The 24,876-nt window shown below is 69.3% G+C and carries 20 protein-coding genes and 2 tRNA genes; 6 read left to right on the top strand and 16 right to left on the bottom strand.

Going from position 1 to position 24,876, the window contains the following annotated elements; translation table 11 throughout:
- Window positions 1-6: 6 nt before the first annotated feature.
- Together galK and galT are read right to left on the bottom strand one after the other, a co-directional pair.
- Window positions 7-1,221, bottom strand: coding sequence for a galactokinase (gene galK, locus FJ887_RS05615; protein ID WP_063249058.1), 1,215 nt, complete (start codon window positions 1,219-1,221; stop codon window positions 7-9).
- Window positions 1,218-2,354 carry a galactose-1-phosphate uridylyltransferase gene (gene galT, locus FJ887_RS05610; RefSeq protein WP_063249059.1) on the bottom strand — a complete coding sequence of 379 codons (1,137 nt, stop codon included), beginning with the start codon at window positions 2,352-2,354 and terminating at the stop codon, window positions 1,218-1,220. The genes galK and galT overlap by 4 nt, the downstream gene beginning before the upstream one ends.
- Before the next feature lie 119 nt (window positions 2,355-2,473).
- Between galT and FJ887_RS05605 the strand changes: the two genes are divergently transcribed.
- Both FJ887_RS05605 and FJ887_RS05600 read left to right on the top strand, forming a co-directional pair.
- The gene (locus tag FJ887_RS05605) at window positions 2,474-3,400 is read left to right on the top strand and encodes an aldose 1-epimerase family protein (protein ID WP_063249060.1); all 927 of its coding nucleotides are present in this window, start codon (window positions 2,474-2,476) and stop codon (window positions 3,398-3,400) included.
- Between the two features lie 195 nt (window positions 3,401-3,595).
- Window positions 3,596-4,405 carry a DUF4282 domain-containing protein gene (locus tag FJ887_RS05600; RefSeq protein WP_063249061.1) on the top strand — a complete coding sequence of 270 codons (810 nt, stop codon included), beginning with the start codon at window positions 3,596-3,598 and terminating at the stop codon, window positions 4,403-4,405.
- 50 nt (window positions 4,406-4,455) lie between these two features.
- On the opposite strand, the gene FJ887_RS05595 is transcribed toward FJ887_RS05600, so the two are convergent.
- The 5 genes from FJ887_RS05595 to FJ887_RS05575 all read right to left on the bottom strand — a co-directional run bounded on the left by FJ887_RS05595 (window position 4,456) and on the right by FJ887_RS05575 (window position 8,391).
- Window positions 4,456-4,528 (bottom strand) — tRNA-Glu (locus FJ887_RS05595).
- A gap of 37 nt (window positions 4,529-4,565) precedes the next feature.
- A tRNA-Gln gene (locus FJ887_RS05590) sits at window positions 4,566-4,637 on the bottom strand.
- A gap of 136 nt (window positions 4,638-4,773) precedes the next feature.
- A complete protein-coding gene (locus tag FJ887_RS05585; RefSeq protein ID WP_137826281.1) occupies window positions 4,774-6,012 on the bottom strand; it encodes an alpha/beta fold hydrolase in 1,239 nt (412 codons plus the stop codon).
- A 41-nt stretch (window positions 6,013-6,053) separates the two neighbouring features.
- On the bottom strand, window positions 6,054-7,520 hold the full coding sequence (gltX, locus tag FJ887_RS05580; protein WP_140954592.1) for a glutamate--tRNA ligase: 1,467 nt from the start codon (window positions 7,518-7,520) through the stop codon (window positions 6,054-6,056).
- Window positions 7,521-7,584: 64 nt separating this feature from the next.
- Window positions 7,585-8,391, bottom strand: a complete 807-nt coding sequence (locus FJ887_RS05575; protein WP_063249152.1) for a fumarylacetoacetate hydrolase family protein — start codon at window positions 8,389-8,391, stop codon at window positions 7,585-7,587.
- A 55-nt stretch (window positions 8,392-8,446) separates the two neighbouring features.
- Between FJ887_RS05575 and FJ887_RS05570 the strand changes: the two genes are divergently transcribed.
- From FJ887_RS05570 to FJ887_RS05555, 4 genes are all read left to right on the top strand, one after another.
- A complete protein-coding gene (locus FJ887_RS05570; RefSeq protein WP_171007083.1) occupies window positions 8,447-9,478 on the top strand; it encodes an FAD-dependent monooxygenase in 1,032 nt (343 codons plus the stop codon).
- Window positions 9,479-9,490: 12 nt separating this feature from the next.
- A complete protein-coding gene (hrpB, locus tag FJ887_RS05565; protein WP_137826283.1) occupies window positions 9,491-12,127 on the top strand; it encodes an ATP-dependent helicase HrpB in 2,637 nt (878 codons plus the stop codon).
- A gap of 89 nt (window positions 12,128-12,216) precedes the next feature.
- Entirely contained in the window at window positions 12,217-13,056 is an 840-nt protein-coding gene (locus FJ887_RS05560; RefSeq protein WP_137826303.1) for a 3-methyladenine DNA glycosylase, read from the top strand.
- 89 nt (window positions 13,057-13,145) lie between these two features.
- Window positions 13,146-14,225 carry an alcohol dehydrogenase catalytic domain-containing protein gene (locus FJ887_RS05555; RefSeq protein WP_063249066.1) on the top strand — a complete coding sequence of 360 codons (1,080 nt, stop codon included), beginning with the start codon at window positions 13,146-13,148 and terminating at the stop codon, window positions 14,223-14,225.
- A gap of 27 nt (window positions 14,226-14,252) precedes the next feature.
- On the opposite strand, the gene FJ887_RS05550 is transcribed toward FJ887_RS05555, so the two are convergent.
- The 9 genes from FJ887_RS05550 to FJ887_RS05510 form a co-directional block, all read right to left on the bottom strand.
- Entirely contained in the window at window positions 14,253-14,831 is a 579-nt protein-coding gene (locus FJ887_RS05550; RefSeq protein WP_063249067.1) for a maltokinase N-terminal cap-like domain-containing protein, read from the bottom strand.
- A gap of 49 nt (window positions 14,832-14,880) precedes the next feature.
- A complete protein-coding gene (gene thyX / locus FJ887_RS05545) occupies window positions 14,881-15,666 on the bottom strand; it encodes an FAD-dependent thymidylate synthase (protein WP_137826284.1) in 786 nt (261 codons plus the stop codon).
- Between the two features lie 56 nt (window positions 15,667-15,722).
- Window positions 15,723-16,160 carry a hypothetical protein gene (locus tag FJ887_RS05540; RefSeq protein WP_137826285.1) on the bottom strand — a complete coding sequence of 146 codons (438 nt, stop codon included), beginning with the start codon at window positions 16,158-16,160 and terminating at the stop codon, window positions 15,723-15,725.
- Window positions 16,157-16,873, bottom strand: a complete 717-nt coding sequence (locus FJ887_RS05535) for a Type 1 glutamine amidotransferase-like domain-containing protein (RefSeq protein WP_137826304.1) — start codon at window positions 16,871-16,873, stop codon at window positions 16,157-16,159. The genes FJ887_RS05540 and FJ887_RS05535 overlap by 4 nt, the downstream gene beginning before the upstream one ends.
- Before the next feature lie 2 nt (window positions 16,874-16,875).
- Window positions 16,876-17,955, bottom strand: coding sequence for a lipoate-protein ligase small subunit (lplB, locus tag FJ887_RS05530; protein ID WP_137826286.1), 1,080 nt, complete (start codon window positions 17,953-17,955; stop codon window positions 16,876-16,878).
- Window positions 17,956-18,004: 49 nt separating this feature from the next.
- Window positions 18,005-20,224 carry a prolyl oligopeptidase family serine peptidase gene (locus tag FJ887_RS05525; protein ID WP_137826287.1) on the bottom strand — a complete coding sequence of 740 codons (2,220 nt, stop codon included), beginning with the start codon at window positions 20,222-20,224 and terminating at the stop codon, window positions 18,005-18,007.
- A 70-nt stretch (window positions 20,225-20,294) separates the two neighbouring features.
- Window positions 20,295-20,939: a GNAT family N-acetyltransferase gene (locus FJ887_RS05520; RefSeq protein ID WP_137826288.1), complete on the bottom strand. Its 645-nt coding sequence runs from the start codon at window positions 20,937-20,939 to the stop codon at window positions 20,295-20,297.
- Window positions 20,940-21,168: 229 nt separating this feature from the next.
- A complete protein-coding gene (locus FJ887_RS05515; RefSeq protein WP_249356845.1) occupies window positions 21,169-22,923 on the bottom strand; it encodes an HNH endonuclease in 1,755 nt (584 codons plus the stop codon).
- Window positions 22,924-23,027: 104 nt separating this feature from the next.
- A complete protein-coding gene (locus FJ887_RS05510; RefSeq protein WP_137826289.1) occupies window positions 23,028-24,698 on the bottom strand; it encodes an MFS transporter in 1,671 nt (556 codons plus the stop codon).
- Window positions 24,699-24,876 lie beyond the last annotated feature (178 nt).

Raw genomic sequence — 24,876 nt, 5'->3', positions numbered from 1 at the left:
CGCGGATCAGGCGATGCGCCCTGCGCCCTCCCCCGCACTGACGGCGAAGATGTCGGGGGCGAGATATCCGCGTGCTGCGAACGCGGCCGTGATCGCCTCACCGACCACGTCGACGTCGGCGGCCTCGACAAGAGCGATCGCCGATCCCCCGAAGCCGCCTCCGATCATCCGGGCCCCCAGCGCGCCTCCCTCAAGCGCCGCTGCGACAGCAGCGTCGAGTTCGACGCATGAGACCTCGTAGTCCTCGGCGAGAGAGCGGTGGGAGGCGGTGAGGAGTGCGCCGATGCCGCGGATTCCGCCGCCACCGTCGAGATGGTCGATAGTCGCCCGCACCCGCGCGTTCTCACTGCGGACGTGCCGCACCCGCTTGCCCTGCTCATCGGTGAGCGGGCTGAGGTCGGTGTCGTCGTCGAGGTCGCGGAGGCTCTCGATCCCGAGGACTCTCGCGGCTTCCTCGCAGGTGCGTCGCCGCCGGCCGTAGCCGCTTTCGCTGTGGGAGTGGCTCACGCGGGTGTCGATGACGAGCAGGCGCAGCCCCTCGGCATCGAGATCGAACGGGATCTGACGCGTGCTCAGATCCCGACAGTCGAGAAAGAGCGCGTGACCGGCCGCGGTCATGATCGAGGCCGCCTGGTCGACGATCCCCGTGGGAGCGCCGACGAAGTCGTTCTCCGCCCGCTGGGTGAGCAGCACCTTCTCACGATCGTCGAGGCCGAGGCAGCAGATGGCGTCGAGGGCGATGAGTACGGCGACTTCGAGCGCATGGGACGACGAGAGACCGGCTCCGACGGGCACAGTCGAGGAGACGAAGAGATCGAGGCCGCCGACACGGTCTCCAGTGGTCTTGGCGATCTCGTCGACGACTCCGGCCGGGTGGCTGATCCATCCCTGCACCGCACCGGGGACGAGCTCATCGGCCGTGAACTGTCCGGCGAGCCGCCGCCCCGCGGCGTCTCTGTGGTCGGAGACGATGCGGATGCTCTCCACTCCCCGAGGCGGCTCCGCGCTGCCTCGCATGTGACCGGCCGGTCGCCGACCGATGGCCACGTGCACGGCCCGGTCGATGGCGATCGGAAGGACGAGACCTGAGTTGTAGTCGGTGTGCTCGCCGATGAGGTTCACACGCCCGGGAGCGCGGAAGGTGCCGAGAGGTGTGTAGCCGAAGAGGGCCGCGAACTCGCGGCCCAGGCTCTCCGGGGTCGGTGCGTCGACCGTGCTCATCGGCTCTCCTCCTTCAACGCCCGCAGTCGGGCGGCGGTCTCCTCGGCGGAGACGTCGCTGACGAAGGCCCCCATGGCCGCTTCCGATCCGGCGAGGAACTTGAGCTTGTGCTCGGCCCGGCGGGGGCTGGTGATCTCGAGGTGCATCCACTGCGCCCCCGCGTCCTCGCAGCCCACCGGCACCTGATGCCATGCTGCGATGTAGGGGGTCGGGGTGGAGTAGAGACCGTCGAGGCGGCGGAGGAGTTCGGGGTAGACCTCGGCGAGGTCCGCACGCTCGGCCTCGGTGAGGTCGGCCAGTGTCGCGACCTGCCTGTGCGGGACGAGGTGAACCTCGATCGGCCACCGCGCGGCGAAGGGGACGAAGGCCGAGAAGTGCTCGGAGGTGAGCACCATCCGTTCGCCTGCCGCCTGTTCTGCGGCGAGAAGATCGCCCATGAGCGGCCGGCCCGTCGCCTGCTGATACCTCGCTGCCCGCGCGGTCGTCCGGGCTGCACGCGCAGTGACATAGGGGTAGGCGTAGATCTGGCCGTGTGGGTGGTGCATCGTCACCCCGATGTCCTCTCCGCGGTTCTCGAAGACGAAGACCTGTTCGATGCCGGGCAGGGCCGAGAGCTCGGCCGTCCTCTGCGCCCAGGCGTCGATGACAGTACGCACCCTCCGGGAATCGAGGCCGGCGAACGAGTCGTGGTGGTCCGCGGTGAAGACGACGACCTCGCACCGTCCGACGTTGGGGGCGGCGAGGTGGGACTGCGCGTCGGCCGGGGCGGCGACCGCCTCGGCGAAGGCCTCACCGGGGTCGGAGGGAATCGTCCCGAGGGCGGGGCCGAGCGACGGGAACCTGTTCTCGAAGACGACGACATCGAAATCCGAGGCGGGGATCTCCGTCGGCCGCTCGGGAGTCGACGGGCACAGCGGGCAGTCTGCGGCATCCGGGAGATGGGTCCGGCTCTGGCGGTGGGTGGCCACAGCGACCCACTCACCGGTGAGCATGTCGAAGCGCAGCGCTCCGCCGCGGGGGCGATCAGCAGTGGGACGGCTGTCGGGGCGGATCTCGGTGGGGCTCGAGCCGGAGTCCTCGAAGAAGAGGAGCTGCCGACCGTCGGAGAGTTCGGTCCGTCGGAACAGAGTCATCAAACCTCCCAAAACTGATCATTTTCGATCATAATGCTAACACCCTGCGGTCGGGCGAGAGGCGAGGCACGTACAATCGTCGACCAGGACCACCGACCACGACGATACTCGGGAGCCGCATGACCGACTTCATCGACCTCGCCTATGGGACAAGCACTGCTGTCGTCTCCCCGGTCGGCGCGAGCCTGCGCGACTATACGGTTGCGGGACGATCCGTCGTCGTCGAGACGGGCACCTCCGACGGCGCGGTGCTCGCGCCGTGGCCCAACCGCATCGCCGACGGACGCTACGAGTTCGACGGCACGGTCCACCAGCTTCCGATCACCGAGCCGGCACGGAACACCGCTCTGCACGGGCTGGTCATCGACGTCGAATGGGACGTCGTCGAGGCGACGGAGACTTCGGTGACGCTCACGACGCAGCTCTCCCCTTCACCCGGGTACCCGTTCCGATTCCTTCTCACCGTCCGCTACGACCTCGGCGAGGAGGGACTGCGGGTCCACGCGCGTGCTGAGAACATCGGCACCGAAGCGGCTCCGTTCGGCTTCGGCTTCCACCCGTGGTTTCATCCGGGGGCCGAGTACGTCGACGCCGCGCAGCTGGTCATTCCCGCCGGAACCTGGCTCGTCCCCGATGAGCGCCTCATCCCCGTGGAGTCGCGCCCGTTCGACGACGGTTCGGAGGTCCCTCTCGACCACGAAGCGGAGATGTCCGATTGCCTCACGTGCAAGGACTTCCGCGCCCTGCGCAGCGTGGACGGGACGCAACTCGACGATGCGTTCGGTCAGCCGCGCCGAGACCCCGACGGCCGGTCGCGGGCGCGGCTCAGGGGTGCCGACGGTCGGGAGACGGTCATCGACGTCGACTCGGGATTCCGCAACTGGCAGGTCTACACGGGGGACGAACTCGGCGACGGACTCTCCCGCCGCGCGCTCGCGATCGAGCCGATGACCTGCCCGCCCAATGCCTTCGCGACCGGAGAAGACGTCGATGTCGTCGAGCCCGGCGGAACACTCGCGGTCGAGTGGGGCATCCGACTGGTCTGAGCCCGGTGCCTCTCCCGGTCCGCTCCCTTTCGACCTGCTCCGCTTGAATGGAACCTGTGTGTTCGCGTCGATGATCGGCGCGCTGTGACGGACAGCCAGCGGCCGGTGAAGATGCCCTGATAGATTGCGAAGACGCAGGTGGGCGGCGTCACATCGTCCATCTGGCAATCAGCACCGCCGAGAGAGAGGTCGACTATGACGACGTCCCCGCAGGACCCGAACCAGGACCCCAACCGCCCCGACACCCCGTCCTCCCAACCGGGCGATTCGCGGCAGCAGCAGGGCGATTCGCTCTCGTCGCGGGGCGATTCGCCGTCGTCGCAGGGCGGGCCTGACCGCAGCCACGATCCGGCGGCCGCCTCATCGAACGAATCGGTACTGCCGACCGGCAGTCAGCCGCCGCAGCAGTACGGCAGTCAGCCGCAGGCCGGCAGCCCGTACGACGGCAGCCCGTACGACGGCTACGCACAATCCAGCGGCTACGGCCAGTCGGACGGCTACGCACAGTCCGGCGGCTACGGTCAGTCGGCCAGCTACGGCCAGTCCGGCGGATACGGAGCACCCGGCCCCTACGGTCAGGCGGGGACGCACGGTCAGCATCAGCACTACGGTCAGGCCGCGCCCTACGGTCACGAGGCCGGCTACGGTCAGCCCGGTCAGCCCTCGGAGCCGGGATTCCTCAAGTCGCTCTTCGACTTCCGCTTCGAGAACTTCGTCGCCGTGCGCTGGGCCGGGATCATCTACCTGCTCGCCATCATCGTCGCAGGACTGTGGTGGTTGGGAGCGATCCTCTCGGCGATCGCGATCGGAGCCGCGGCGAACACCCCGACGATGTTCAACCCTGAGCCCTCGTTCAATGCGTGGCCGCTCGTCCTCACGATCATCTTCGGCTGGATCGGGCCGGCCCTGTGGGTGATCTTCGTCCGTCTCGTCCTCGAGCTCATCGTCGCCAGCGTCAAGACCGCCGAGCACACGAAGCGCATCGCCGACTCATCCGGTCGGTGAGGTTGAATAGAGTGAGCCCCGCACCGATGGATCGGTGCGGGGCTCAACCGTACCCCCGAGCAGATTCGAACTGCCGTTACCGCCTTGAGAGGGCGGCGTCCTAGGCCACTAGACGACGGGGGCCGATGAACAGATCCTCAGATCGCTCTGAAGCTGTCCGCTGGGGTACCAGGACTTGAACCTAGACTAAGTGAACCAGAATCACTCGTGCTGCCAATTACACCATACCCCACTGCTATGCGGGACTTCCCTGGAGGAATTCCCCTCAGCAACGAGATATAACTTTACACAGGCCCCTCCCCCGCCGCCAAATCCAAACCGTGTGACCTTCTTAACACCGCCGAGGCGGAGAGGGAGGACCGCGTCCCTCACGCCCTCGCGAGCGTGATGAGTCGGTCGAGGACCCGGTAGCCGTCGGCGCGCAGGCCGTTGTGCTCGTACTCGTTCGTCACCCACGGGCGCACGCCGTCCATGAGCTCGGCCGTGGCCAGAGAGTACTCGGCAGGGACGTAGGCGTCCTCGAAGTACACGGCAGCGGCCCCGCGCACGGTCGAGGCCCGCAGCGCATCGACGTCGTAGAGCTTCGGCCACTCATAGGCGGCGACGACCTCGGCCACCTCGGCGAACGGTGCGAGCTCGGGATCCTCGGCGAAGGACTCAGGGCCGGCATGCTCACCGGCGAGCAGGGTGGGATCGTCACGGACCTCCGCAGGCATCGCCCGCCTCGCCGCCCAGTTCGTCACGGTCCCGTCGGCCCAGCACGATTCGTGGACGACCGCGTACAGCGGGTTGCGTCCCGAGAACGGCAGGGCACCTGCGAGATCATGGCGCAGGCCGGAGGAGCCCGGATCGAGATCGAGGAGGTAGTGGAGGGCCTCAGGTCCGTCGGAGGCGCCGAGGTGGTGGCCGAGGAGGCGCACCCGCTCGGTCGTCGCCCGTGCCCCGCCGGGCAGCGCGATGCCGCCGTCGGCTCCGGCGAGGTCCATGAGCGCGGCCATCCGGTCGCGATCGCCGGGGAAGTTCCGGTAGTGCTGCTCGGACTTGCGCATCATCTGCGCCCACGTCGCCCGATAGACGTCGACGGGATCGACCCCGATCGCGAGCAGCCCGCCGGTGAAGTAGGCCTCGGTGAGCGACTCCGAGTGCGCGGAGACGTAGCGCAGAGCGGTGAAACCGCCGAAGGACTGCCCGAGCACCGACCAGCGGTCGACGCCGAGCTCACGGCGCAGCGCCTCGGCGTCCTCGACGATCGAGTCCGCCCGGTAGCACGCGAGCACCTCGGCGATGGCCTCGGGATCGTCGCCGGCGATGTCGAGACCGGTGATCCGGCCCTCGACCGAGCCGATCGGACTCGACTTTCCGGTCCCCCGCTGGTCGAGCATGACCACCTGGAAGTCCTCGAGCGCCCGGGCCAGCCACGAGCCCTGCCCCACCGGAGTCGTCGGGCGAGGCGCCTCGAATCCGGGTCCGCCCTGGAGGAAGACGAGGTAGGGCTTGGAGCTCTCGGCCTCATCGGCGACGATCCGGGCGAAGACCTCGATCCTCGCAGAGGCCGCCGAGTCCGCGTCGAGCCGACCGAAATGGTCGAGCGGGACCTCGACGGTCACGTCACGGAGATGAAGGACCCCGCGCTGCCATGGGTGGACGTTCACAGCTGCGCCGCCAGCGCGCGCAGACGGGTGAGCGAGGACTCCTTGCCGAGGATCTCGAGTGACTCGAACAGCGGCGGGGAGACGCGGCGCCCGGAGACGGCGACGCGCAGCGGGCCGTAGGCCAGGCGCGGCTTGATCTCCATCTCGTTCACCAGCTTCTCCTCGAGCACGGCCTGGAGCCTCTCCGTCCTCCAGTCCTCGAGTCCCTCGAGGACCTCGATCGAGGCGGCGAGCACCTCGGGGGCGGAGTCCTTGAGGGTCTTGAGCCCGTCCTCGGACATCGTCAGCTCGACATCGGGGGTGAAGAGGAAGGCGAGGAGGTCGGGCGCCTCGCCGAGGAGGTTCATCCGGGTCTGGACGAGCGGTGCCGCCTGGTCGAGGATCGCCAGCTGAGCATCCGTCGGTTCGGCCGGGAGCACCTCGGCGGCCTGGAGGTAGGGGATGAGGCGGTCACGGAAGTCGTCCGGGGCGAGCATTCGGATGTGGTCGGCGTTGATCGCCGTCGCCTTCTTGATGTCGAAGCGCGCCGGGTTGGGCAGGACGTCGTGGATGTCGAAGGCCTGGGTGAACTCGTCGACGGTGAACACGTCACGGTCGGGACCGATCGACCAGCCGAGCAGACCGAGGTAGTTGATGAGCCCTTCGGGGATGAACCCGTGCTCACGGTGGAGGAAGAGGTTCGACTCGGGGTCGCGCTTGGACAGCTTCTTGTTCCCCTGGCCCATGACGTAGGGCAGGTGACCGAACTCGGGGGTCGCCTCCGCGATGCCGATGTCTTTGAGGGCTTCGTAGAGGACGATCTGACGCGGGGTCGAGGAGAGGAGGTCCTCGCCGCGGAGCACATGGGTGATGCCCATGAGCGCATCGTCGACGGGGTTGACCAGCGTATAGAGCGGCTGGCCGTTCGCGCGGACGACGACGAAGTCGGGGATCGTGCCGGCCTTGAAGGTGATCTCGCCGCGGACGAGGTCGGTGAAGGTGATGTCGGCATCGGGCATGCGCACCCGCCACACGGGCTCACGGCCATCGGCCCGGAACGCGGCGATCTGCTCGTCGGTGAGGTCGCGGTCGAAGCCGTCGTAGCCGAGCTTGGGGTCGCGGCCGGCGGCGGTGTGGCGGGCTTCGACCTCTTCGTTCGTCGAATAGGACTCGTAGATGTGTCCGGCGTCCTTGAGCTTCTCGATGACGCCTGCGTAGATGTCACCGCGCTCTGACTGCCGGTAGGGGCCGTCGGGTCCGCCGACCTCGATGCCCTCGTCCCAGTCGAGCCCGAGCCACTTCATCGCCTCGACGACCTGGGAGAAGCTCTCCTCGGAGTCGCGGGCGGCGTCGGTGTCCTCGATGCGGAAGACGAAGGTGCCGCCGGTGTGCTTGGCGTAGGCCCAGTTGAACAGGGCAGTGCGGACCATGCCGACGTGCGGCGTGCCGGTGGGCGAGGGACAGAAGCGGACTTTGACGGTCATGTGGTGATCGGCTCCAAGGAGTGGTGGTTTGTGTAGTTTTCGTGCAGGGGCGAGCAGGTTCGGCTCAGGCGTCCATGACGGGGTTGGAGAGCACTCCGAGACCGTCGATGGCGATGTCGACGCGGTCGCCGGCGACGATCCGACCGACCCCGGCGGGCGTGCCGGTGAGGATGACGTCGCCGGGCAGCAGCGTGATCGTCTCGGAGAGGTGCTCGATGATCGTCGGGATGTCGAAGATGAAGTCCGCGGTCGTCCCGTCCTGCTTGAGGTCACCATTGACCCACGAACGGATGCTCAGGTCGTCGACGTCGAGGTCGGTCTCGATCCACGGGCCCAGCGGGCACGAGGTGTCGAAGCCCTTGGCCCGGGTCCACTGCGTGTCCGACTTCTGCAGGTCGCGCAGGGTGACATCGTTCGCCGAGGTGTACCCGAGGACGTGGTCGAGTGCGTTCTCCGCCTTCACGCCCTTCGACACGCGTCCGATGATGACGGCGAGCTCGGCCTCGTAGGAGACGTACTCACTGATCGCGGGCAGGCGGATGGGGTCGCCGGGTCCGATGACCGAGGTGTTCGGCTTGAAGAACGTCACCGGGGTCACCGGCACCTCGTTGCCGAGTTCGGCGGCGTGGTCGGCGAAGTTCCGGCCGACGCCGATGACCTTCGATCGCGGCAGGATCGGCGAGAGGAGGCGCACGTCGTCGAACTTCAGCCGCTCCCCCGTCGACTGCGCGGGAGCGAAGAAGGGGTCGGAGTCGAGGACGGCGAGGCTGAGACCCGAGGTGTCCCACTGCCCGTTCTCGATCGGCGGAACCTCACCTTCGACGACTCCGTAGGCGGGTTCGTCCTTGTGCACAAATCTCGCAATACGCATGATGCCCAGTCTAGACGCCGAGTTCGCTTCGCTCGGGTCGCGGTATCGTGACGGCATGACGAGCGTGCGGATCATCGGCAGCGGAATCGCCGGGGCGACCCTGGCCGCCGCGCTCGACCGGCCCGAGTGGACGGTGACCGTCCACGAACGCGATCCCCAGGCGAGAGCCCTGGACACGGCGTTCGCCCTCTTTCCCTCCGCCATGACCGCCCTGCGCCGGGCAGGCCTGAGCACTGCGGTCGAAAAGTCGGGCGTCCGCGTCGACGAGGCGACGATCCGCAGCTCCGACGGTCGCCTCCTCGCCCGGCCGCCCCGCCTCGGCGCGCTGATGATCGGCCGCGCACAGCTCCACTCCCTCCTCACCGCCGCCCGACCGGCCTCGACACCCCTGCTCACCGGGGAGGTAGCCGACCCGACGACGCTTGCGGCCGATGTCCTCGTCGGCGCCGACGGTGCCCGCAGCGCGGTCCGATCCGGAGCCTGGGGAGGCCGAACCGCGCCTCGACGCCCTCCGCTCACGGTCATCCGCGGAGTCATCGACGCCGACCTCTCCGCCGGCGCCGTCACCGAGTACTGGGGCGATCGGATGCTCTTCGGCATCACCCCGCTGCCGGGGAACCGGACCAACTGGTTCACCGCCTTCCCCGAACGCCGGTTTGCGACCACGGCGGCAGGGCTCGACCATCTCCGCAGGGCGGCGCGGGTCTTCCCCTCCCCGGTCACCGCGGTCGTCGAGGCCGCAAGGACCGGGCAGACCGTGATCAGCGGCATCCACGTGTCTCGTCCCCTGCGGTCCTTCGTCCGTGGCCGGACCGTGCTCATCGGCGACTCCGCCCACGCGATGCAGCCGAACCTCGGCCGTGGGGCGTGCGAGTCGATCTGCGATGCCGTCACCCTCGCCGAACTCCTCAACGCCGACGAACCGGCGTCGGCGCTCGCACGCTACTCTCGCCGCCGCGTGGTGACTCCGCAGGTCATCCACTCGGGCGCGAGCGTCGCCTCGGGAGTGGCGTTGGCCGGTGGACCGGTCGGGCGCGTCCGTGACCGTGTCCTCTCAGCCCTCGCGCGGCTGGGCACTGCACCCTGAGAGACTGGGGGCATGGACTCCTTCGACCTGACGACGATCGGCGCCGACCTCCCGGCGGCTGAGCTCATCGATCGTCTTCCCGCCGAGGTGGCCGACCCCTTCCCGCGCCTCGTCGTCGAAGCCCCGCCCGGCACCGGCAAGACGACCCTCGTGCCCCCGCTCATCGCCGAGCATCTGCGCACCACCGCCGGACCCGACTCCGGCCGCATCGTCGTCACCCAGCCGCGACGGATGGCGGCCCGCGCTGCGGCGAGGCGGCTCGCGCACCTGACGGGGACCCGCCTCGGCGAGGACATCGGCTTCACGGTGCGCGGGGAGTCCACGGTCTCGGCACGCACCCGGATCGAGTTCGTCACCACGGGAGTGCTGCTGCGGCGGATGCTCGGCGATCCGGAGCTGCCAGGCGTCGCCGCGATCATCCTCGACGAAGTCCACGAACGCCACCTCGACACCGACCTCGTCTTCGCCATGAGCAGGGAACTCGTCGAGCTCCGTGACGACCTCAGCCTCGTCGTCATGTCCGCGACCCTCGATGCCCGCGATTGGGCGAGTCGTGTGGGTGCCCCGACCGACCCGGCACCGGTCCTCTCCGTCGCCGCGCAGACGCATCCGCTCGACGTCCGGTGGGCACCGGCTCCCGAACGCCCCCTCGACGCCCGTGGGGTGAGCCGGGCCTTCCTCGACCACCTCGCCCGCACGACTGTCCGTGCCCTCGAGGAGTCAGCAGGCGGCGACGTCCTCGTCTTCGCCCCTGGAGCTCGCGAGGTCGACGAGGTGGCCGACCGGATCCGCGGGCAGCTGTCCGGATCCGCGGCGTCCCTCGGTTCCGGGATGCCTGCCGTGAGCGTCCACACGCTCACCGGCCGCACCTCGTCGGCCGACCAGGACGCGATCCTCCGGCCCCGGAGCCCCGACGACAGTGAGCGCCGGGTCATCGTCACCACCTCGGTGGCGGAATCTGCGCTCACGGTGCCCGGCGTGAGCATCGTCGTTGATTCGGGGCTCGCCCGTGGTCCCCGCCTCGATACCAAGCGGCGGATGTCGGGGCTCGTGACGACCCGGGAATCGAAGGCTTCCGGTGTCCAGCGCTCGGGTCGCGCCGCCCGCCTCGGCCCCGGCGTCGTCTACCGGTGCCTGTCCGAGGCCGACTGGGCCTCCCTGCCTGAGCACACCCCGCCGGAGATCGCGACCGCCGACCTCACCTCGGCGGTCCTCGACCTCGCTTCCTGGGGCGGTGACACCGAGCTGCTGCCCGACCCGATGCCGCAGCACGCGTGGGCCCTGGCCGTGGACAACCTCGTCGGCCTCGGTGCCGTCGAGGTCGACACCAGTGATAGGACGCCCCCGGAGGCGCGGCGCGCCGACCTGCACGTCACCGACCTCGGGCGGGCGATCGCCCGGGTGCCGGCGTCCGTGTGGGCGGCACGCGGACTCCTCGACGGGGCGGCGATGCTCGGGGCCCGGGCCGCCGCCGAGGCGGTCGCCTCAGTCGAATCCGACCGCCGCTCCCCCGGCGCCGACCTCACCGCGGTGCTGCGCGACCTCCGTGCCTCCCGCGACCGGCGCTTCACCCAGGACGTCGACCGGTTCACCCGCATCGTCGGCGAGTACAGCGGCGGCGGCACGGCGGGTGAGCGCCTGCGACCGGAGGACCTCGGGCTCGTCGTCGCCCTCGCCTTCCCCCACCAGATCGCCCGAGCGCGCAACGGTGCCGATGCCGAGTATCTGCTCGCCTCGGGCACGGCAGCCGCGCTGCCGAGGAACTCTCCGCTCATGGGCAGCCCGTGGCTGGCGATCGCCGAGGTGGGTCTGTCAGGCGGGCGGCCGACGATCCGCTCGGCCGTCCCCATCGACGCGGACACGGCCGAACTCGCCGGGGCGGGACTGCTCGCCACGGAGGAGTCGGCGACGTTCACGGGAGGCAAGGTGCGTGCGGTCCGGCAGACCCGCCTCGGCGGGATCGCACTGACGTCGACGCCGATCACGGCGAGCCCGGAGCTCGCGCGGGAGGCGATCGCCCGCTCGATCGAGGACAAGGGTGCGCGGGAGGTGCTGCGGCCGAGTCCCGCCTTCGACCAGCTGCGGGCACGGCTCGGGCTGCTCCGCCACGTCATCGGACAGCCGTGGCCGGACGTGCGGTGGTCGCATCTCACTCACACTCTGCCCGACTGGTGTCCGGCGGCGCTCGATCATATGGCCCGCGGCGCGGACCCGGGCGCCGTCGACCTCGTCGGTGCGCTGCGCACGCTCCTGCCCTGGCCGGAGGCGGCCCGTCTCGACGAACTCGCCCCGGAGACGATCGAGGTGCCGAGCGGATCGCGGGTGCGCCTCGACTACCCCGATCCGGACGACGTCGGCGACGACGACTCCCCGCATGGGCCGGTCCTCGCCGTCAAACTCCAAGAGGTCTTCGGGTGGACCGAGGTCCCGCGGATCGCCGACGGTCGGGTGCCCGTCGTCCTCCACCTCCTCTCCCCCGCACGCCGGCCGCTGGCGGTGACGAGTGACCTCGCATCGTTCTGGGAGGGCGCGTACCCGCACGTGCGGGCGGAGAACCGCGGCCGCTATCCCAAGCACCCGTGGCCCGAGGATCCGCTCAGCGCTCCCGCGATGCGCGGAACGAAGCGGTCTGGGACAATGGAACAGTGACTCAGACTCTCCCCTCCGCACCGCCGGCCCCCGCAGCTGACGCTGTCGCCGGGCCCGGTTCGCGGTTGTCGGCTCCCGCGTGGCGGACGTTGCGCGAGGAGCACGAAGCGCAGGTCGCCGCCCGCACCGATGCGCACGTCGCCCGCCGGATGGCCGGGGAGAAGCACCCCGTCGAGGACTTCCTCTTCACGTACTACCCGTTCAAGGCCGGTCAGCTCGCGAAGTGGAATCCCGGAGCCGGGGTCCTCCTCGAGCTCGAGACCTCAGGCGACCGCGAGTACGTCGACCGTCGGTGGTATCGCACGGACGGCACCGTCGCCGAGGTGGACCTCGAGTCCTGGAGAGCCGACCGCGGCGAGGGGGCTCGGTTCATCGCCGCGCTTCTGTCCGCCACCCTCGATCGCGAAGCGAACCTCGGGTGCTTCGGCCTCCACGAATGGGCGATGGTCTATCGGATGAGCGAGGACGAACGCCGCCATCAGCAGGTGCCGCTGCGGCTGAGCTCCGCGGAGACCGACGCCGTCGTCGAACGCCACCGCATCCAGTGCTCCCACCACGATGCGTTCCGCTTCTTCACCGCCGCTGCCAGGCCGCGCAACACGCTCCAGCCGACACGTGAGGGCATGGTCGGCAACGAACAGCCGGGTTGCCTCCATGCGGGCATGGACCTCTACAAGTGGGCGATGAAGATCGGGCCGATCGCCCCGTCGCCGCTCGTCCTCGACTGCTTCGATCTCGCCCTCGACATCCGCACGCTCGACATGGAGGCCTCCCCCTACGATCTGCGCGGCTGGGGCTACGGAGTCGTCGCGATCGAGACCGCGGCAGGCAAGGCGGAGTACATGGAGCGCCAGCAGGCCTTCAGTCACCGTGCGCAGGCGCTGCGCCGGCGCCTCCTCGACGCACTGGCCGCCGCCGGCATCAGCTGAGGCCGGACCCCATGGCCTGGGGCCGACGGTCATCGTCTGGGGCCGGACGCCACTGACGCGGCTTTGCCCCGAGGGCTATCATCGGCGGCATGCGCGCCATCGTCTACGACCGCTTCTCCACACCGCCGCAGCTTGCCGACATCCCTGCCCCGACGGCTCCCGACCATGGCGTCGTCATCGACGTCGACGCCACAGGCGTCTGCCGCAGCGATCATCATGCCTGGTCAGGACACGATGAGACGGTGAGTCTGCCGCACGTGCCCGGGCATGAGCTCGTCGGGCGGATCGCCTCGGCGGGGCCGGCGGTCGAGGGATTCCACGTCGGTGAGCGGGTGACGGTGCCCTTCGTGTGCGGGTGCGGGACGTGCCGGTGGTGCCGCTCCGGCAACGCCCACGTGTGCCCGAACCAGACGCAGCCGGGCTTCACGCACTTCGGGTCATGGGCTGATCAGGTCGTCATCCATCACGCCGACGCCAATCTCGTCGCCGTGCCCGAGGAGCTGCCGGACTCCGCACTCGTCGGGCTCGGGTGCCGCTTCGCCACCGCCTTCCACGGACTGCGGGTCCGCGCCGAGCTGCAGGCCGGTGAGACCGTGGCCGTGTTCGGCTGCGGCGGGGTGGGTCTCTCGACGATCATGATCGCCCGCGCGATCGGGGCACAGGTCATCGCGGTCGACATCAGCGATGCCGCCCTCGACCGGGCCCGGGACCTCGGAGCGAGCCGAACGGTCAGCGCACGCGGACTGGGACCCGGGGAACTCGCCGAGGCTGTCATCCGGGCCGCCGGGGCCGTCGAGCCGGCAGCCGACCGTCCGGGCGGCGTCGCCGTGACCGTCGATGCCCTGGGACGGCAGGACACGATCACCTCGGCGATCGCCTCCCTCGGCCCATTGGGCAGGCATGTGCAGATCGGGCTGCTCGACGGCGAGCCCGTCATCGACGTGCCCCGCGTCATCGCGCTCGAGCTGAGCATCCTCGGCTCCCACGGCATGGCCGCCGCCGGCTACCCCGAGCTCGTCGCCCTCGTCGCCTCCGGCGATCTGCGGCCGCAGGATCTCGTCACCACGACGATCGGTCTCGACCAGGCACCGCAGGCGATGCTCGATATGGATGACGCCGGCGCGGCGACGGCTGGGATGACGCTCATCGACCTCGGGCTCGGCCGCTGACCAGCGGCTCACGCCAACCGGCCGAGCTCACTCCATGACGGCGAGCACGACCGAATGGTCCTGACCGGGCCAGCGTCCGAGCAGGAGACCGGATTCGGTGCCCTCGAGCGGCGAGTCGAGTGTGAGCTCGGTGATGAGTTCGACGTCGCCGGCACCGGCCAGCGGGCCCGTGCCGTGGACGTGGGCGACATCGGTGATCTCCTCGACACGCTCGCCCGCGTCGTCGACGAGGTACTGCTTCGCCGAGGTGCCCGCGGTGGCGATCGTCGCGTCAAGGCGGCGCCGGAACAGGGGATCGCCCATGCCCGCATAGACCCAGCGCGTGCCGAGGACCGAATGCTCCATCGTCGTGATGAGGGCATCGGCGGCACCGTCGAGGGGCTCACCGCGGTACGTCAGCGGCACCTGGAACGTGCGACCGCCGCTCGAGACGATGTGGACCTCGAGCCCGACCTCACCGGCGGGGTCGTCGAACCGATAGGCGGTGACCTTCTGCAGCGGCTCACGCTCGAGGTCGAGGTCGGACGCCCAGTCCTGCGCGGCCACCCACTCCGTGATGACCTCGAGTTTGCCGGGGCTGAGCTCGGCGTCGAAGATGTCAGCCATGGTGTGCCCTTTCGTGGGTCGCGAGGGTGCGGGGCCGGCGGTGCGGTGGTCAGGCCTTGCGTGTGCCGGGGATCCACTCCCCGTCGACGATCTCGTAGTCGGAGAAGATCGCCGGAGCCTCGGTCTGCATGATCTCGCCGATCTTGTTGAACACGAGGCGGATCTCCTCCTCGGCGCCCTTCGCGGTGCGCATCTCGATGACGTGGCGCAGGGAGCGGAGGTTCGCGGTGTAGACGATGCCGGTGGCCAGGCCTTCGGGCGCGAAGCGGCGCATGAACGACGTCATGTGCTTCTTGTGCGCGAACTTCGTGCCCTCCTCGTCGAGGCCGAAGTGCTCGGCCATCCACTTCTGGTGCTCCTCGAGGGTGTCGAGGACCTGGAGGGAGCGCTCCATGAGCTCGGGATCCTCACGCGCCCAGTCGGGGAACCAGAACGGGATGTCGGCGAGGCGGACGTAGCGCAGCGACTCCTGCGAGAACGCGGATCCGGCGCGGTGGCGGATGAGCTCGTGGGTGAGCACCCGTGAGACGTTGTGGAGGACGAACGTGAAGTTCGCGTGCTCGAGCACCGAGCCGTGCTGGGAGGAGATGACGTTGCCGAGGTAGGAGGCCGAATCCGTGCGCACGCGCGAGACGTTGGGGTTGAGTCCCGGTTCCCACGAGCGGTAGCACATGCGGCCGGAGAATTCGAGGAGATCCTCGGCGTCCGGGGACTCGGCGGTCTCGACCCGGTCCGCCCATGAGGAGCCTCCGACGTCGTCGAGGTAGGTCCTCATCGCCTCCCAATCGATGCTGGGCTTGGCGAGCAGTTCAACGGACGGTTCGACCTGGCGCATGGTGCTCCTTGGAGATTGAGGACGACGTTCGCCCCAATCCTACAGAGTCACGACTCTCAGCGATCCGTCGGCGGTGCGTTCGGTCCGGAGCGGTTCCGCCACGCGAGGACGGCCAGCAGGATGCCGCCCCCGCCGAAGAACACGACGCCGACCGCGGCGATGAGCGCGAGGGTCCGCTGGGAGAGGTACGCGGAATCGAACGGCACTCCGGTCAGGGCGAGGATGAGGATCCCGGCGCATGCGGCCGCGAAGCCGAAGCAGCTGAGAATGCAGGCCAGCAGAGCGGTGCGGGCACTCACCCCGGGCAGGCGCATGATGCCGGCGAGCAGGCAGCCGGAGAAGAAGAGGATGACGAGGATCGCGACGACTTCGCCGGTCAGGGCGAGGATTCCACCGAAGAGGACGAAGATTCCCGAGACGACGATGAGGGCGATCGCCTCCCGCCGCTGGCTGCGCTCCCAGCGCTCACCGGGTGAGAGCTTCCGCCGGCTCATGTCGGCCCGCCCAGCGGGGTCGTCGCCACGGGCGTCTCGGAGACGCGGTCGATGAGGTGGGCACCGGCGCCCGGTTCCTCGGTGAGCGCCGAGGTGAGCGTTCCGTCCTCGAAGACGAGCGCTGTGCCGTCGTCGATGCCGTACCCCGGCCCCGGCAGTGCACCTTCGCCGATCCACGTGCGGAAGGAGTCGGCGCGGCCCTCCTCTCCGTGGAAGTGGGGGCAGGCGCTGCCGGCGAGGAACCCGAGGCCGTCGCGCAGCGGAGCGAGCGGACCGAACGAGTCCGTCGAGGAGCCCTCGAACCAGCAGTTCGCGCCCGCACTGATGCCGGCGAGGATCGTGCCGGAGGCCGCGGCCCTGGTCAGCACGGTGTCGACGCCGTGTCGGCGCCACAGGGAGAGCAGGTTGACCGTCGATCCCCCGCCGACGTAGACGAGATCCATGTCGAGCAGCATCTCCGGGTCCGTGTAGTCCCACGGGCTCTGCCCGAACAGCGAGAGCACGTGCGTCTGCGCACGGCCGGCGAAGGCCGCCTCGAAGCGCTCACAGTAGTCACGGCTGTCACCTGCCGCGGTGGGGATGAAGCAGACGGCAGGCAGAACGCCGGGCCGGGTCGCCCTGGCCCGCGCGAGCAGCCAGTCGTCGATCGCCGACTCCCCGGTCTCGGACATCGAGAACCCTCCCCCGCCGAGGGCGACGATCGTGCCGGGCATGCTCACGGGACCCGGTGCGTCCACGCCTCGGTGCCGAACTTCTCGGTGACGAGCTCACGCGCGCGGGCCAGCTCCGCCTCGGTGTACGTGTCCTCGGCGGCGCCGTAGCGGTCGGTGAAGGTCCGGGCCATCGTGTCGATGATGGCCTCACGGGACTCCCCGGTCTGACTGCGCAGCGGGTCGACGCGCTTCTTCGCACTCGCCACGCCTTTGTCCGAGATCTTCGCCTCGCCGATGCGCAGGATCTCGACCATCTTGTCGGCGTCGATGTCGTAGCTCATCGTCGCGTGGTGGAGCAGCGTGCCGTCGCGCAGGCGCTTCTGCGCGGCGCCGCCGATCTTCCCGGCCGTCGAGGAGATGTCGTTGATCGGCTTGTAGAACGCGTCGACGCCGAGGCCCTGCAGGGCCGCGAGCACCCACTGGTCGAGGAAGACGTAGGACTCCTGGTAGTCGAGACCGGCGACGAGCGAGGGCGGAACGAACATCGAGTAGGTGATGCAGTTGCCGCCTTCCATGAACATCGCCCCGCCGCCGGAGATCCGCCGCGCGACCTCGACGGCGTACTTCTCGACGCCTGCGGGCCGGATCTCGTTGGCGTAGGACTGGAAGGCGCCGATGACGGTGGCGGTGTCGTCCCATTCCCAGAACCGCAGGGTCGGTGCCCGACGGCCGGCGGAGACCTCTTCGAGGAGGACCTGGTCGAGGGCGACGTTGACTCGGGTGGGCAGCACGTCGCCGCGGATGAGCTGCCAGTCGAAGTCAGTGAAGTTCGCGGCCGAGCCGAGAGCGCGGCGCACGACGGTGGCGACATCGGCGGTGGAGAACCCGTGCATCGCGAGTTCGGACCCGTACGCAGCCAGGGCCGCGTCGAGGCGGTCGCGCAGCTGTGCGTTGTCGGCGGTGACGCTGGCACCGATGAGCGCGGGAGCGAGGTCGAAGTAGGCGTCCTCGGGTTCGAGGAAGAAGTCGCCGGAGATCTGCAGACCGGTGATGACCTGCCCGTCGGTCTCGACGTCGGCGACGACGAGCTTGCCGCCGATCACCTTGTATTCGGCGTGGAACTGCTGGGTCTCATTCGTCATGGTCCCACGCTACGCCGCCCCACGTGAGGCGGCCAGTTCGCTCACTCGGTCACTGTCCGGTCAGGGACCTCCAGAGGAAGCGGTAGCTGAGCGCGCGGACGAACGCCGCCTGCTTGTTGTCCGAGGCCGCGGCATGCCCGCCCTCGGTGTCCTCGAAGAACCAGACGTCGGGGATGTCCATCGCCTGCATGCGGGCGGCCATCTTCCGCGCCTGGACGGGGCCGACCCGGTCATCCGAGGTGGCCGTCCAGAAGAGGACGGGCGGATAGTCGGCGTCGGCGGCGAGGAGGTGGTACGGCGAGAATGTGCGGATGAACTCCCAGTCCTCCGGCACGTCGGGGTCACCGTATTCGGCCTTCCACGAGTAGCCGGCGCTCAGCTTCGTGTAGCGGCGCATGTCGAGCAGCGGCACGCCGCAGGAGACGGCGCCGAAGAGCTCAGGGTACTGCGTGAGCATGTTCCCGACGAGGAGGCCGCCGTTCGATCCTCCGGCGCAGCCGAGGTTCGCCGGGCGGGTGACGCCGCGGTCGATGAGGTCGCGGGCGACGGCGGAGAAGTCCTCGTAGGCGCGCATCCGGTTCTCGCGCATCGCCGAGGTGTGCCAAACCGGTCCGTACTCGCCGCCGCCGCGGATGTTGGCAAGCACGTAGACGCCCTTCCTGCCCGCTGGGAGCGACGCGTCGCCCGTCGTCTCCCGGCTCAGCCAGCCGAGGCCGACGATCGGCGAATAGACGGGGGTGCGGCTGACTTCGAATCCGCCGTAGCCGTCGAGGAGCGTCGGGTTGGCGCCGTCGAGGGTGAGTCCCTCCTCGGCGATCTGGAAGTACGGGATCCGGGTCCCGTCGGCGCTCGTCGCAAAGTGCTGTTCGACGCTGAATCCGTTTGCGGGGAAGAGCGCGGGCGAGGATTTGATGACGGCGGTGTCCTCGCGGTCGGCGTCTGCCGCATCGCGGTCGGCGTCTGCCGCGGTGCGGGCGCTGTCGAGGCTGCCGTAGGACAGCGTCGACGGGGTGAGGAACCCGGTGCTGACGAGCCAGAAGTCGTTGGCCGTCGCGTCGTCGTCGGGGTCGACGGGGCTGAGGCTGACCATGTGGTTCGCGGGCACTCCCGGCAGCGGCGTCGACGAGAAGTCATCGCCCGGGTCGAGGACGAGGAGTTCGGACTGGACGTCGTGGAGGAGTTCGAGGACAAGGAAGTCACGCGTCTTCGCCCACGACCGCAGGGCGGTGTGGCCATCGGGGGCGAAGATGACACGGGGTCGGATCGTGCCGGCCGTGACCTCGGCGGTGGGGGCGGCGGCCAGCCCGCCGGCGGGCACGACGATGCTCCCGGCATCCCAGGCCGTCTGCGGCCGGAAGAGCACGTAGTCGTCGTCGACGCCGACGGAGACGTCGGTCGGAACGTCGACGCTGATCCAGGCCTCCTCCCACGTCGCGGCGGTCGTCGGCAGGCTGCCGTCGTCGGCCCGGATGTCGTCGAGGTCGAGGAAGCTCAGCGTCGAGTTGAAGAAGTCGATGGCGTCGATGACGACGGCGCGGTCGCGGGTCCGCTGCTGCGGGGCGCCGACGTCGCTGCCGACGAAGATCGCGACGTGGTCGCGGGGCACTTCAGCGACGATGGGTGCCTCGGCGATCGCCTGCCCGCGGCGGAGGACACGTGCCTGGCGGGGGTAGGACGAGGTGGTCAGTGAGCCGGGTCCGGTGTCCGTGGCCACGAGGATCGTGTCGGCGTCGAGCCACGCGAAACGGGTCTTCGCGGCGGGAATGTCGAAGCCGTCGGCGACGAAGGTCTTCGTCTCGAGGTCGAATTCGCGCACTCGGTGGGCGTCGCCGCCGTCGGGCGAGAGCGACACGAGGGCCCGAGTGTGGTCGGGGCGCAACACCGAGGCACCCGCCCAGACCCACGGAATGCCTTCGGTGCGGGCGAGTTCGTCGACGTCGAGGAGGACATCCCACTCGGGGTCGGCGGTGCGGTAGCTGTCCCAAGTGGTACGGCGCCAGACGCCCTTCGGATGCTCTTTATCGCGCCAGAAATTGACGTAGTGGTCGCCGCGTTTGGTGACCATGGGGATCCGGTCGTCGGAGTCGAGGGCCGTGAGGATCTCGTCGGACATCTGGTCGAAGAGTCCGTCGCGGAAGTGGTCGAGGGTGGCAGCGTTCTGGTCGCGGACCCAGGCGAGCTGGTCATCGCCGTCGATGTCTTCGAGCCAGAGGTTCTCATCGTCGGGTTCGGGAGACTGGGCACTGGGTTCCGGCGAAGCACTGTTCATGCTTCCATCCTGCCAGCTCAGCGGGTCTCTTGCGACTCAGGTCACATGACTGCGCGGGGCCGGGCTCGGGTCACAGCGGCGGACGGTGCATGACGAGGCCGGGGCGGCCGTTGGGGGCCTGGGGTCCGTGTCCGAGCGCGGTGAAGCCGAGGCTTGCGTAGAGGCGGCGCGCGGGGCTGTCGATGTCATCCGTCTGCAGCCAGCAGCCGTAGCCGGCGATCGCGCTCAGCCAGGTCACGAGCGTGATGCGCCCGAGGCCGGAGGTCCGCAGCCGAGGGTCTCGGGCGAGGAGGTTGAGCGCGAACGTCCACTCGAGCGTCGGGGCGGCATCGCCGAGGCGGTCGCGGAGTTCGTAGGCCCATTCGTAGTTCTGCTCCTGCCATGCCCAGAAGTGGCCGTAGGCGATCGCGCGGAGTCTGCCGTCGCCGGCCGAGCGGACGAGGGCGGTGAGGACCTGGCCCTTGCGCACCGAGGCGTCGTAGACCTTCGCGAAGTGCGCCGCGTACTTCGGATCCTCGTTGAGCGGGGGTTCTGCGGCGGCGGCGCCGTAGAGTTCGCCGACTTCGTCCGGGGGCGGAAGCACGCCGTGCACGCCGACGGCCGATGCCACCGGCTCCCACGCATCGCCGAGGCCGCCGGGAAGCCCCCAGACGAGTTCGACAGGCAGTGTTGCGTCCGCGGCCGTCGGTGCCCCGGTCCCGGGAAGGTCGTTCATACTACAACCTTAACGACTTGAGTAGTCATTGCACTGAACACCAGGCAAACTGATGTCACAGTCCGGTGAGGGAATCGGCAGTGGACTGCGATCCGACATCGGGTTGCCGGTCGGCATTGGGCAGTCGGTCGACTGCCGCGGGTCATCAGGCACCTGTCCGCGCCGCGACGTCTCTGGCCAGCCGGGCTTCGACCGGGCTCTCCCCTGGCCGCCGACTCGCTCGCGGCGCTCATCGCCGCCGACCCGACGTAGCGCATCGACCATCCGGTGGCCGCTCTCGATCGTGGGGAGTCACGACAGACCCGTCCCCTCGAGTCAGTCCCGCGCTGAACTCATCGGTGATGCGCCATCTCGACTCCGACGACACCGGAACTGCTTCGACGATCTGCCAGATGACATGCGAGTTCGTCTGGTCCGAGACCTCTGACGTGACGCGTTCTCTCCCACGGGTCTCTGCTTCGCCCACGTTTCCCACACCGCCCGGGTCGCGGGCATGCGCTCGTTCGCCTGCGCGCTCGTCGCCGCGGGTCGGCTCGAGGGTGTGCCGTCGCTCGTCAGTGTGCTGCCGCCCCGTCTTCGGCTGCCGCTCCGCCTCTGGTTGCGCTCCGGCATCTTGTTTCCGTCCGGGGTCTGGTTGCGCGGCGGCACTCTTCCGCGCTCCGGCATCTGGTTGCCGCCCGGCGCCTGGTTGCGCGGCGGCACTCTTCCGCGCCCCGGCATCTGGTTGCCGTCCCACGCTGGATCTTCGGCTGTCGATCGGGCGGGTTCTCATTGTGTATCGGTGGCCGGTCGGCGTCGTGACGATGAGTTCTTCGGCGGTGGCGCGGTGCCGCCACCCCGCGAGCTCTTTCGTGTAATTGCAGGCGGCGCACAGTCCTGAAGCGTTGCCCCAGGTGGTGGCGCCGCCGTCAGCGACAGGCGTGGCATGGTCGACATGTCTGATCAGGGCGTCACACCACGGGGTCCGGCACACGTCATCGCGGACGAGGACCATCTGGCGCAGCAGGCCGCCGAACTCCCGGCGCTTCGAATCCATGGCGACGAGCTGACCATCCGCGGGTCGGGTGTAGAGCCGCCGCAGGAACACGCTCGCGTCGTTCTCGGCGATGAGCGACCGTGCCGCGCCGGCCGGAATCGGGCCGAATCCCGGCAGCCAGGCCGGGTCGTCACCGACGTCGAACATCGTCTCGTCGTTCATCACGACGAGCACGTCGAGCGGAACCGCCTCGGCGCTCTCCTGCCCGGTCACGCGCTCGACGAGCAGGTCTGCCATCGTCTGGCTCTGCGTGCTGCCACCGGATTCTCCGGTTCCCACCCGGGTTGCCGCGGATGTCGAGAGATTCGCGAATGCGGCGACGGCCTGCTGCATCGGCAGGAATGCCGTGAGGTAGGCCATGTTGCCCGGAGCCGGTCGAACGGTGACGCGGCGTTCGGTCGTGCAGTGATCGAGGTGGTCGACGGCCGCGACCTGGTCGAGCTTCTGTGCCAGCATCCGCACTTCGCTGCTGAGTCGCCCCACCCCCACCTCGGCGAGACGATCGGCCATCTGCGCATCGAGCTCCTGCTTCTTCTCCCGTGGCAGCCAGGAGGACTCCCGCGCGACCGCCTGGGCCTTCTCCTCCGAGATCTGTCCCTGCGACAGGGCCGAGTACGTGTGCGGCAGATCCATGAGCAGGGTGCGAGCGAATCCGATGAGCTTGCTGCCGCGCGCACGCGACACCTTGCGGGCGAGACCGACCTCCGCTCCCACTCCCCTGCCCTGACGTGCACTGGGCACACCGTCCTCGGCCTCCCGGTTGCGGCGATGCATGTCGAAGGTGAGGGCCTCACGTGCCTGGGCGGCAGCGGCGGCCGAGGTCAGCTCCTCGAGCGCGGTGATCCGCTCGATCGCCTCACGCTCAGTCGTCGCCGGAGGCAGAGCGGACAGCGCTTCGCGCCAGCGGACGATGTCCGCGATGACGTCTGACACGGTCTCCGACTCCATGACACAACCCTAGAGGTCGGTACTGACACGAGCCTGCCGAACGATGTCACCGCAGGTCAGGCCGCTTCCGCCGGATTCGGCGACGGGGCGCCCGACCACCCGGCTCAGACGAGCTTCTCCCCCGTCGTCTCCCGCGCGAGGAACCCCATGAGCACGACGGCGACGACGACGAGCACCCCGGTGAGGACGAACGTCGTGACGAGCCCGAGCACGGGCCACATGAACGCCCCGAAGACCAGAGGTGCGATGCCGGTGGCGATCCGGGACGCCGCTGACGCCCACCCGAAGCCGGAGCCGCGCAGCCGGGTCGGATAGAGCTCGGAGACGTAGGTGTAGAGCGTCGGGATGGCGATCTGGATGACGAATCCGAAGCCGATGATGCTCGCCTTCGCCGCAAAGCTCAGCTCCGATCCGGAGGCCTCGATGAAGACGGCCACGCACACGAGGAGGCCCGCCGAGACGATCGCCGTGACCCCGAGCACCAGTTTGCGTCCGAGGCGCTCGACGACGAGCGCGGAGACGACGACACCGAGGATGCCGACGGCGGTCATCGCACCGGTGACGAGGAAGGCCGCCTGGTCGCCGAGTCCCTGCTTCTTGAGGATCCCCGGCAGCCATGTCAGTACCGCGTAGTAGACAAGGAGGACGGAGACGAAGAGCGCCCACGACACCAGCGTCGTCTTCGCCGAGTACTGCCACAGCTGAACGAGCTGACCGCTGGCAGCCCGCAGCTGACCGCTGACGGAGGTGATGAGACCCGCAGAGTTCCCCTGCACGCCCGAGGAGTCCCCCGGGGTGCCCGCAGAGTTCCCCAGCACGCCCGAGGAGTCCCCCGGGGTGCCCGCAGAGTTCCCCCGCACGCCCGAGGAGTCCCCCGGGGTGCCCGCAGAGTTCCCCTCCATGCCCGCGGAGTCGCCCTGCCTGGCCGCCGCGCCCTCGCGCAGATCGACGATGTCAGTCCGGGTGCGGTCAGTCTGAATGCGATCAGTCTGAGTGCGGCGCCTGGTTTCCTCGCCGAGGCTGTCGTGGCCGTCGCTGGCGGACACCGCGGTCGGCACGTCGTGCGTCCAGGTCGTGACGTTCGCGCCTGTGCGCTTGACGAGTCTGGCGATGATGGCGTCGGCTTCGGCCGTGCGCCCGACCGAAGCGAGATAGAGGGGTGATTCGGGGATCCCGAACCGCACGGCGACCGTGAGCAGGGCGGGAATGATCATGACGAGCATGATGAGCCGCCAATCGCCCATGGTCAGCAGCCACGCGGAGACGAACGCGCACAGTGAGGCGCCGATCGGCCACCACCCGTCCATCGCGGTGAGGACGCGTCCGCGGTGCCGGCTCGGAGTGAACTCGCCGACGAGTGCGTAGTCGACGGGGATGCATCCGCCGAGCCCGAATCCGGCGAGGAACCGGAACGCGATGAACCACCCGAACTCGGGCGCGAAGGCTCCGGCGACGGTGAAGATCGAGAAGACGAGGAGCGTGAGTGTGAACGCCTTCTTGCGGCCGATGACATCGGCGATGCCGCCCCAGACGAAGGCACCGAGGGCCATGCCGATGAGGTTGGCCGTGGCGATCCACGCCGCCTCGCCGACGCTCAAATCCCAGTGCTCGCTGAGCAGGGGGATGAGGAAGCCGTTGAGGGCGACATCCCAGGCGTCGAACATGAAGCCGAGACCGCCGATGAGGAAGATCACGCCCTGCGTGTTCCATTTCCACGGCAGGTTTGCGATGACGTCGGAGGCAGTGGGCGTCGAGGTCGAGGCTGCGGCTGTCACGAGGACACAGTACAACGTTTAACGCACAGATGCGCAAAACATGCGTCGGGGCGAGATGCACCGAGGCGGACCCCGCTCGCGACCACGATGGTCAGCGAGCCGGCTCCGCCTCCGCAGAGCAGGTGGCGTTCGATGCCCGAGCGTCCGGATGTCGGAGCACCCGGGTACCCGATCGCCC

The sequence above is a fragment of the Brevibacterium sp. XM4083 genome (assembly GCF_006489205.2).
GTDB lineage: Bacteria > Actinomycetota > Actinomycetes > Actinomycetales > Brevibacteriaceae > Brevibacterium.
The sequence above is the reverse complement of the archived record's forward strand: the minus strand, read 5'-3'. Positions and strand labels throughout refer to the sequence as shown.

Excerpts from the sequence above, each read along its gene's own strand:
- galK (WP_063249058.1), bottom strand. The coding sequence starts at position 1,221 with ATGAGCACGGTCGACGCACCGACCCCGGAGAGCCTGGGCCGCGAGTTC.
- galT (WP_063249059.1), bottom strand. The coding sequence starts at position 2,354 with ATGACTCTGTTCCGACGGACCGAACTCTCCGACGGTCGGCAGCTCCTC.
- FJ887_RS05605 (WP_063249060.1), top strand. The coding sequence starts at position 2,474 with ATGACCGACTTCATCGACCTCGCCTATGGGACAAGCACTGCTGTCGTC.
- FJ887_RS05600 (WP_063249061.1), top strand. The coding sequence starts at position 3,596 with ATGACGACGTCCCCGCAGGACCCGAACCAGGACCCCAACCGCCCCGAC.
- gltX (WP_140954592.1), bottom strand. The coding sequence starts at position 7,520 with ATGACCGTCAAAGTCCGCTTCTGTCCCTCGCCCACCGGCACGCCGCAC.
- FJ887_RS05575 (WP_063249152.1), bottom strand. The coding sequence starts at position 8,391 with ATGCGTATTGCGAGATTTGTGCACAAGGACGAACCCGCCTACGGAGTC.
- FJ887_RS05570 (WP_171007083.1), top strand. The coding sequence starts at position 8,447 with ATGACGAGCGTGCGGATCATCGGCAGCGGAATCGCCGGGGCGACCCTG.
- hrpB (WP_137826283.1), top strand. The coding sequence starts at position 9,491 with ATGGACTCCTTCGACCTGACGACGATCGGCGCCGACCTCCCGGCGGCT.
- FJ887_RS05555 (WP_063249066.1), top strand. The coding sequence starts at position 13,146 with ATGCGCGCCATCGTCTACGACCGCTTCTCCACACCGCCGCAGCTTGCC.
- FJ887_RS05550 (WP_063249067.1), bottom strand. The coding sequence starts at position 14,831 with ATGGCTGACATCTTCGACGCCGAGCTCAGCCCCGGCAAACTCGAGGTC.
- thyX (WP_137826284.1), bottom strand. The coding sequence starts at position 15,666 with ATGCGCCAGGTCGAACCGTCCGTTGAACTGCTCGCCAAGCCCAGCATC.
- FJ887_RS05540 (WP_137826285.1), bottom strand. The coding sequence starts at position 16,160 with ATGAGCCGGCGGAAGCTCTCACCCGGTGAGCGCTGGGAGCGCAGCCAG.
- FJ887_RS05535 (WP_137826304.1), bottom strand. The coding sequence starts at position 16,873 with ATGCCCGGCACGATCGTCGCCCTCGGCGGGGGAGGGTTCTCGATGTCC.
- lplB (WP_137826286.1), bottom strand. The coding sequence starts at position 17,955 with ATGACGAATGAGACCCAGCAGTTCCACGCCGAATACAAGGTGATCGGC.
- FJ887_RS05525 (WP_137826287.1), bottom strand. The coding sequence starts at position 20,224 with ATGAACAGTGCTTCGCCGGAACCCAGTGCCCAGTCTCCCGAACCCGAC.
- FJ887_RS05520 (WP_137826288.1), bottom strand. The coding sequence starts at position 20,939 with ATGAACGACCTTCCCGGGACCGGGGCACCGACGGCCGCGGACGCAACA.
- FJ887_RS05515 (WP_249356845.1), bottom strand. The coding sequence starts at position 22,923 with ATGGAGTCGGAGACCGTGTCAGACGTCATCGCGGACATCGTCCGCTGG.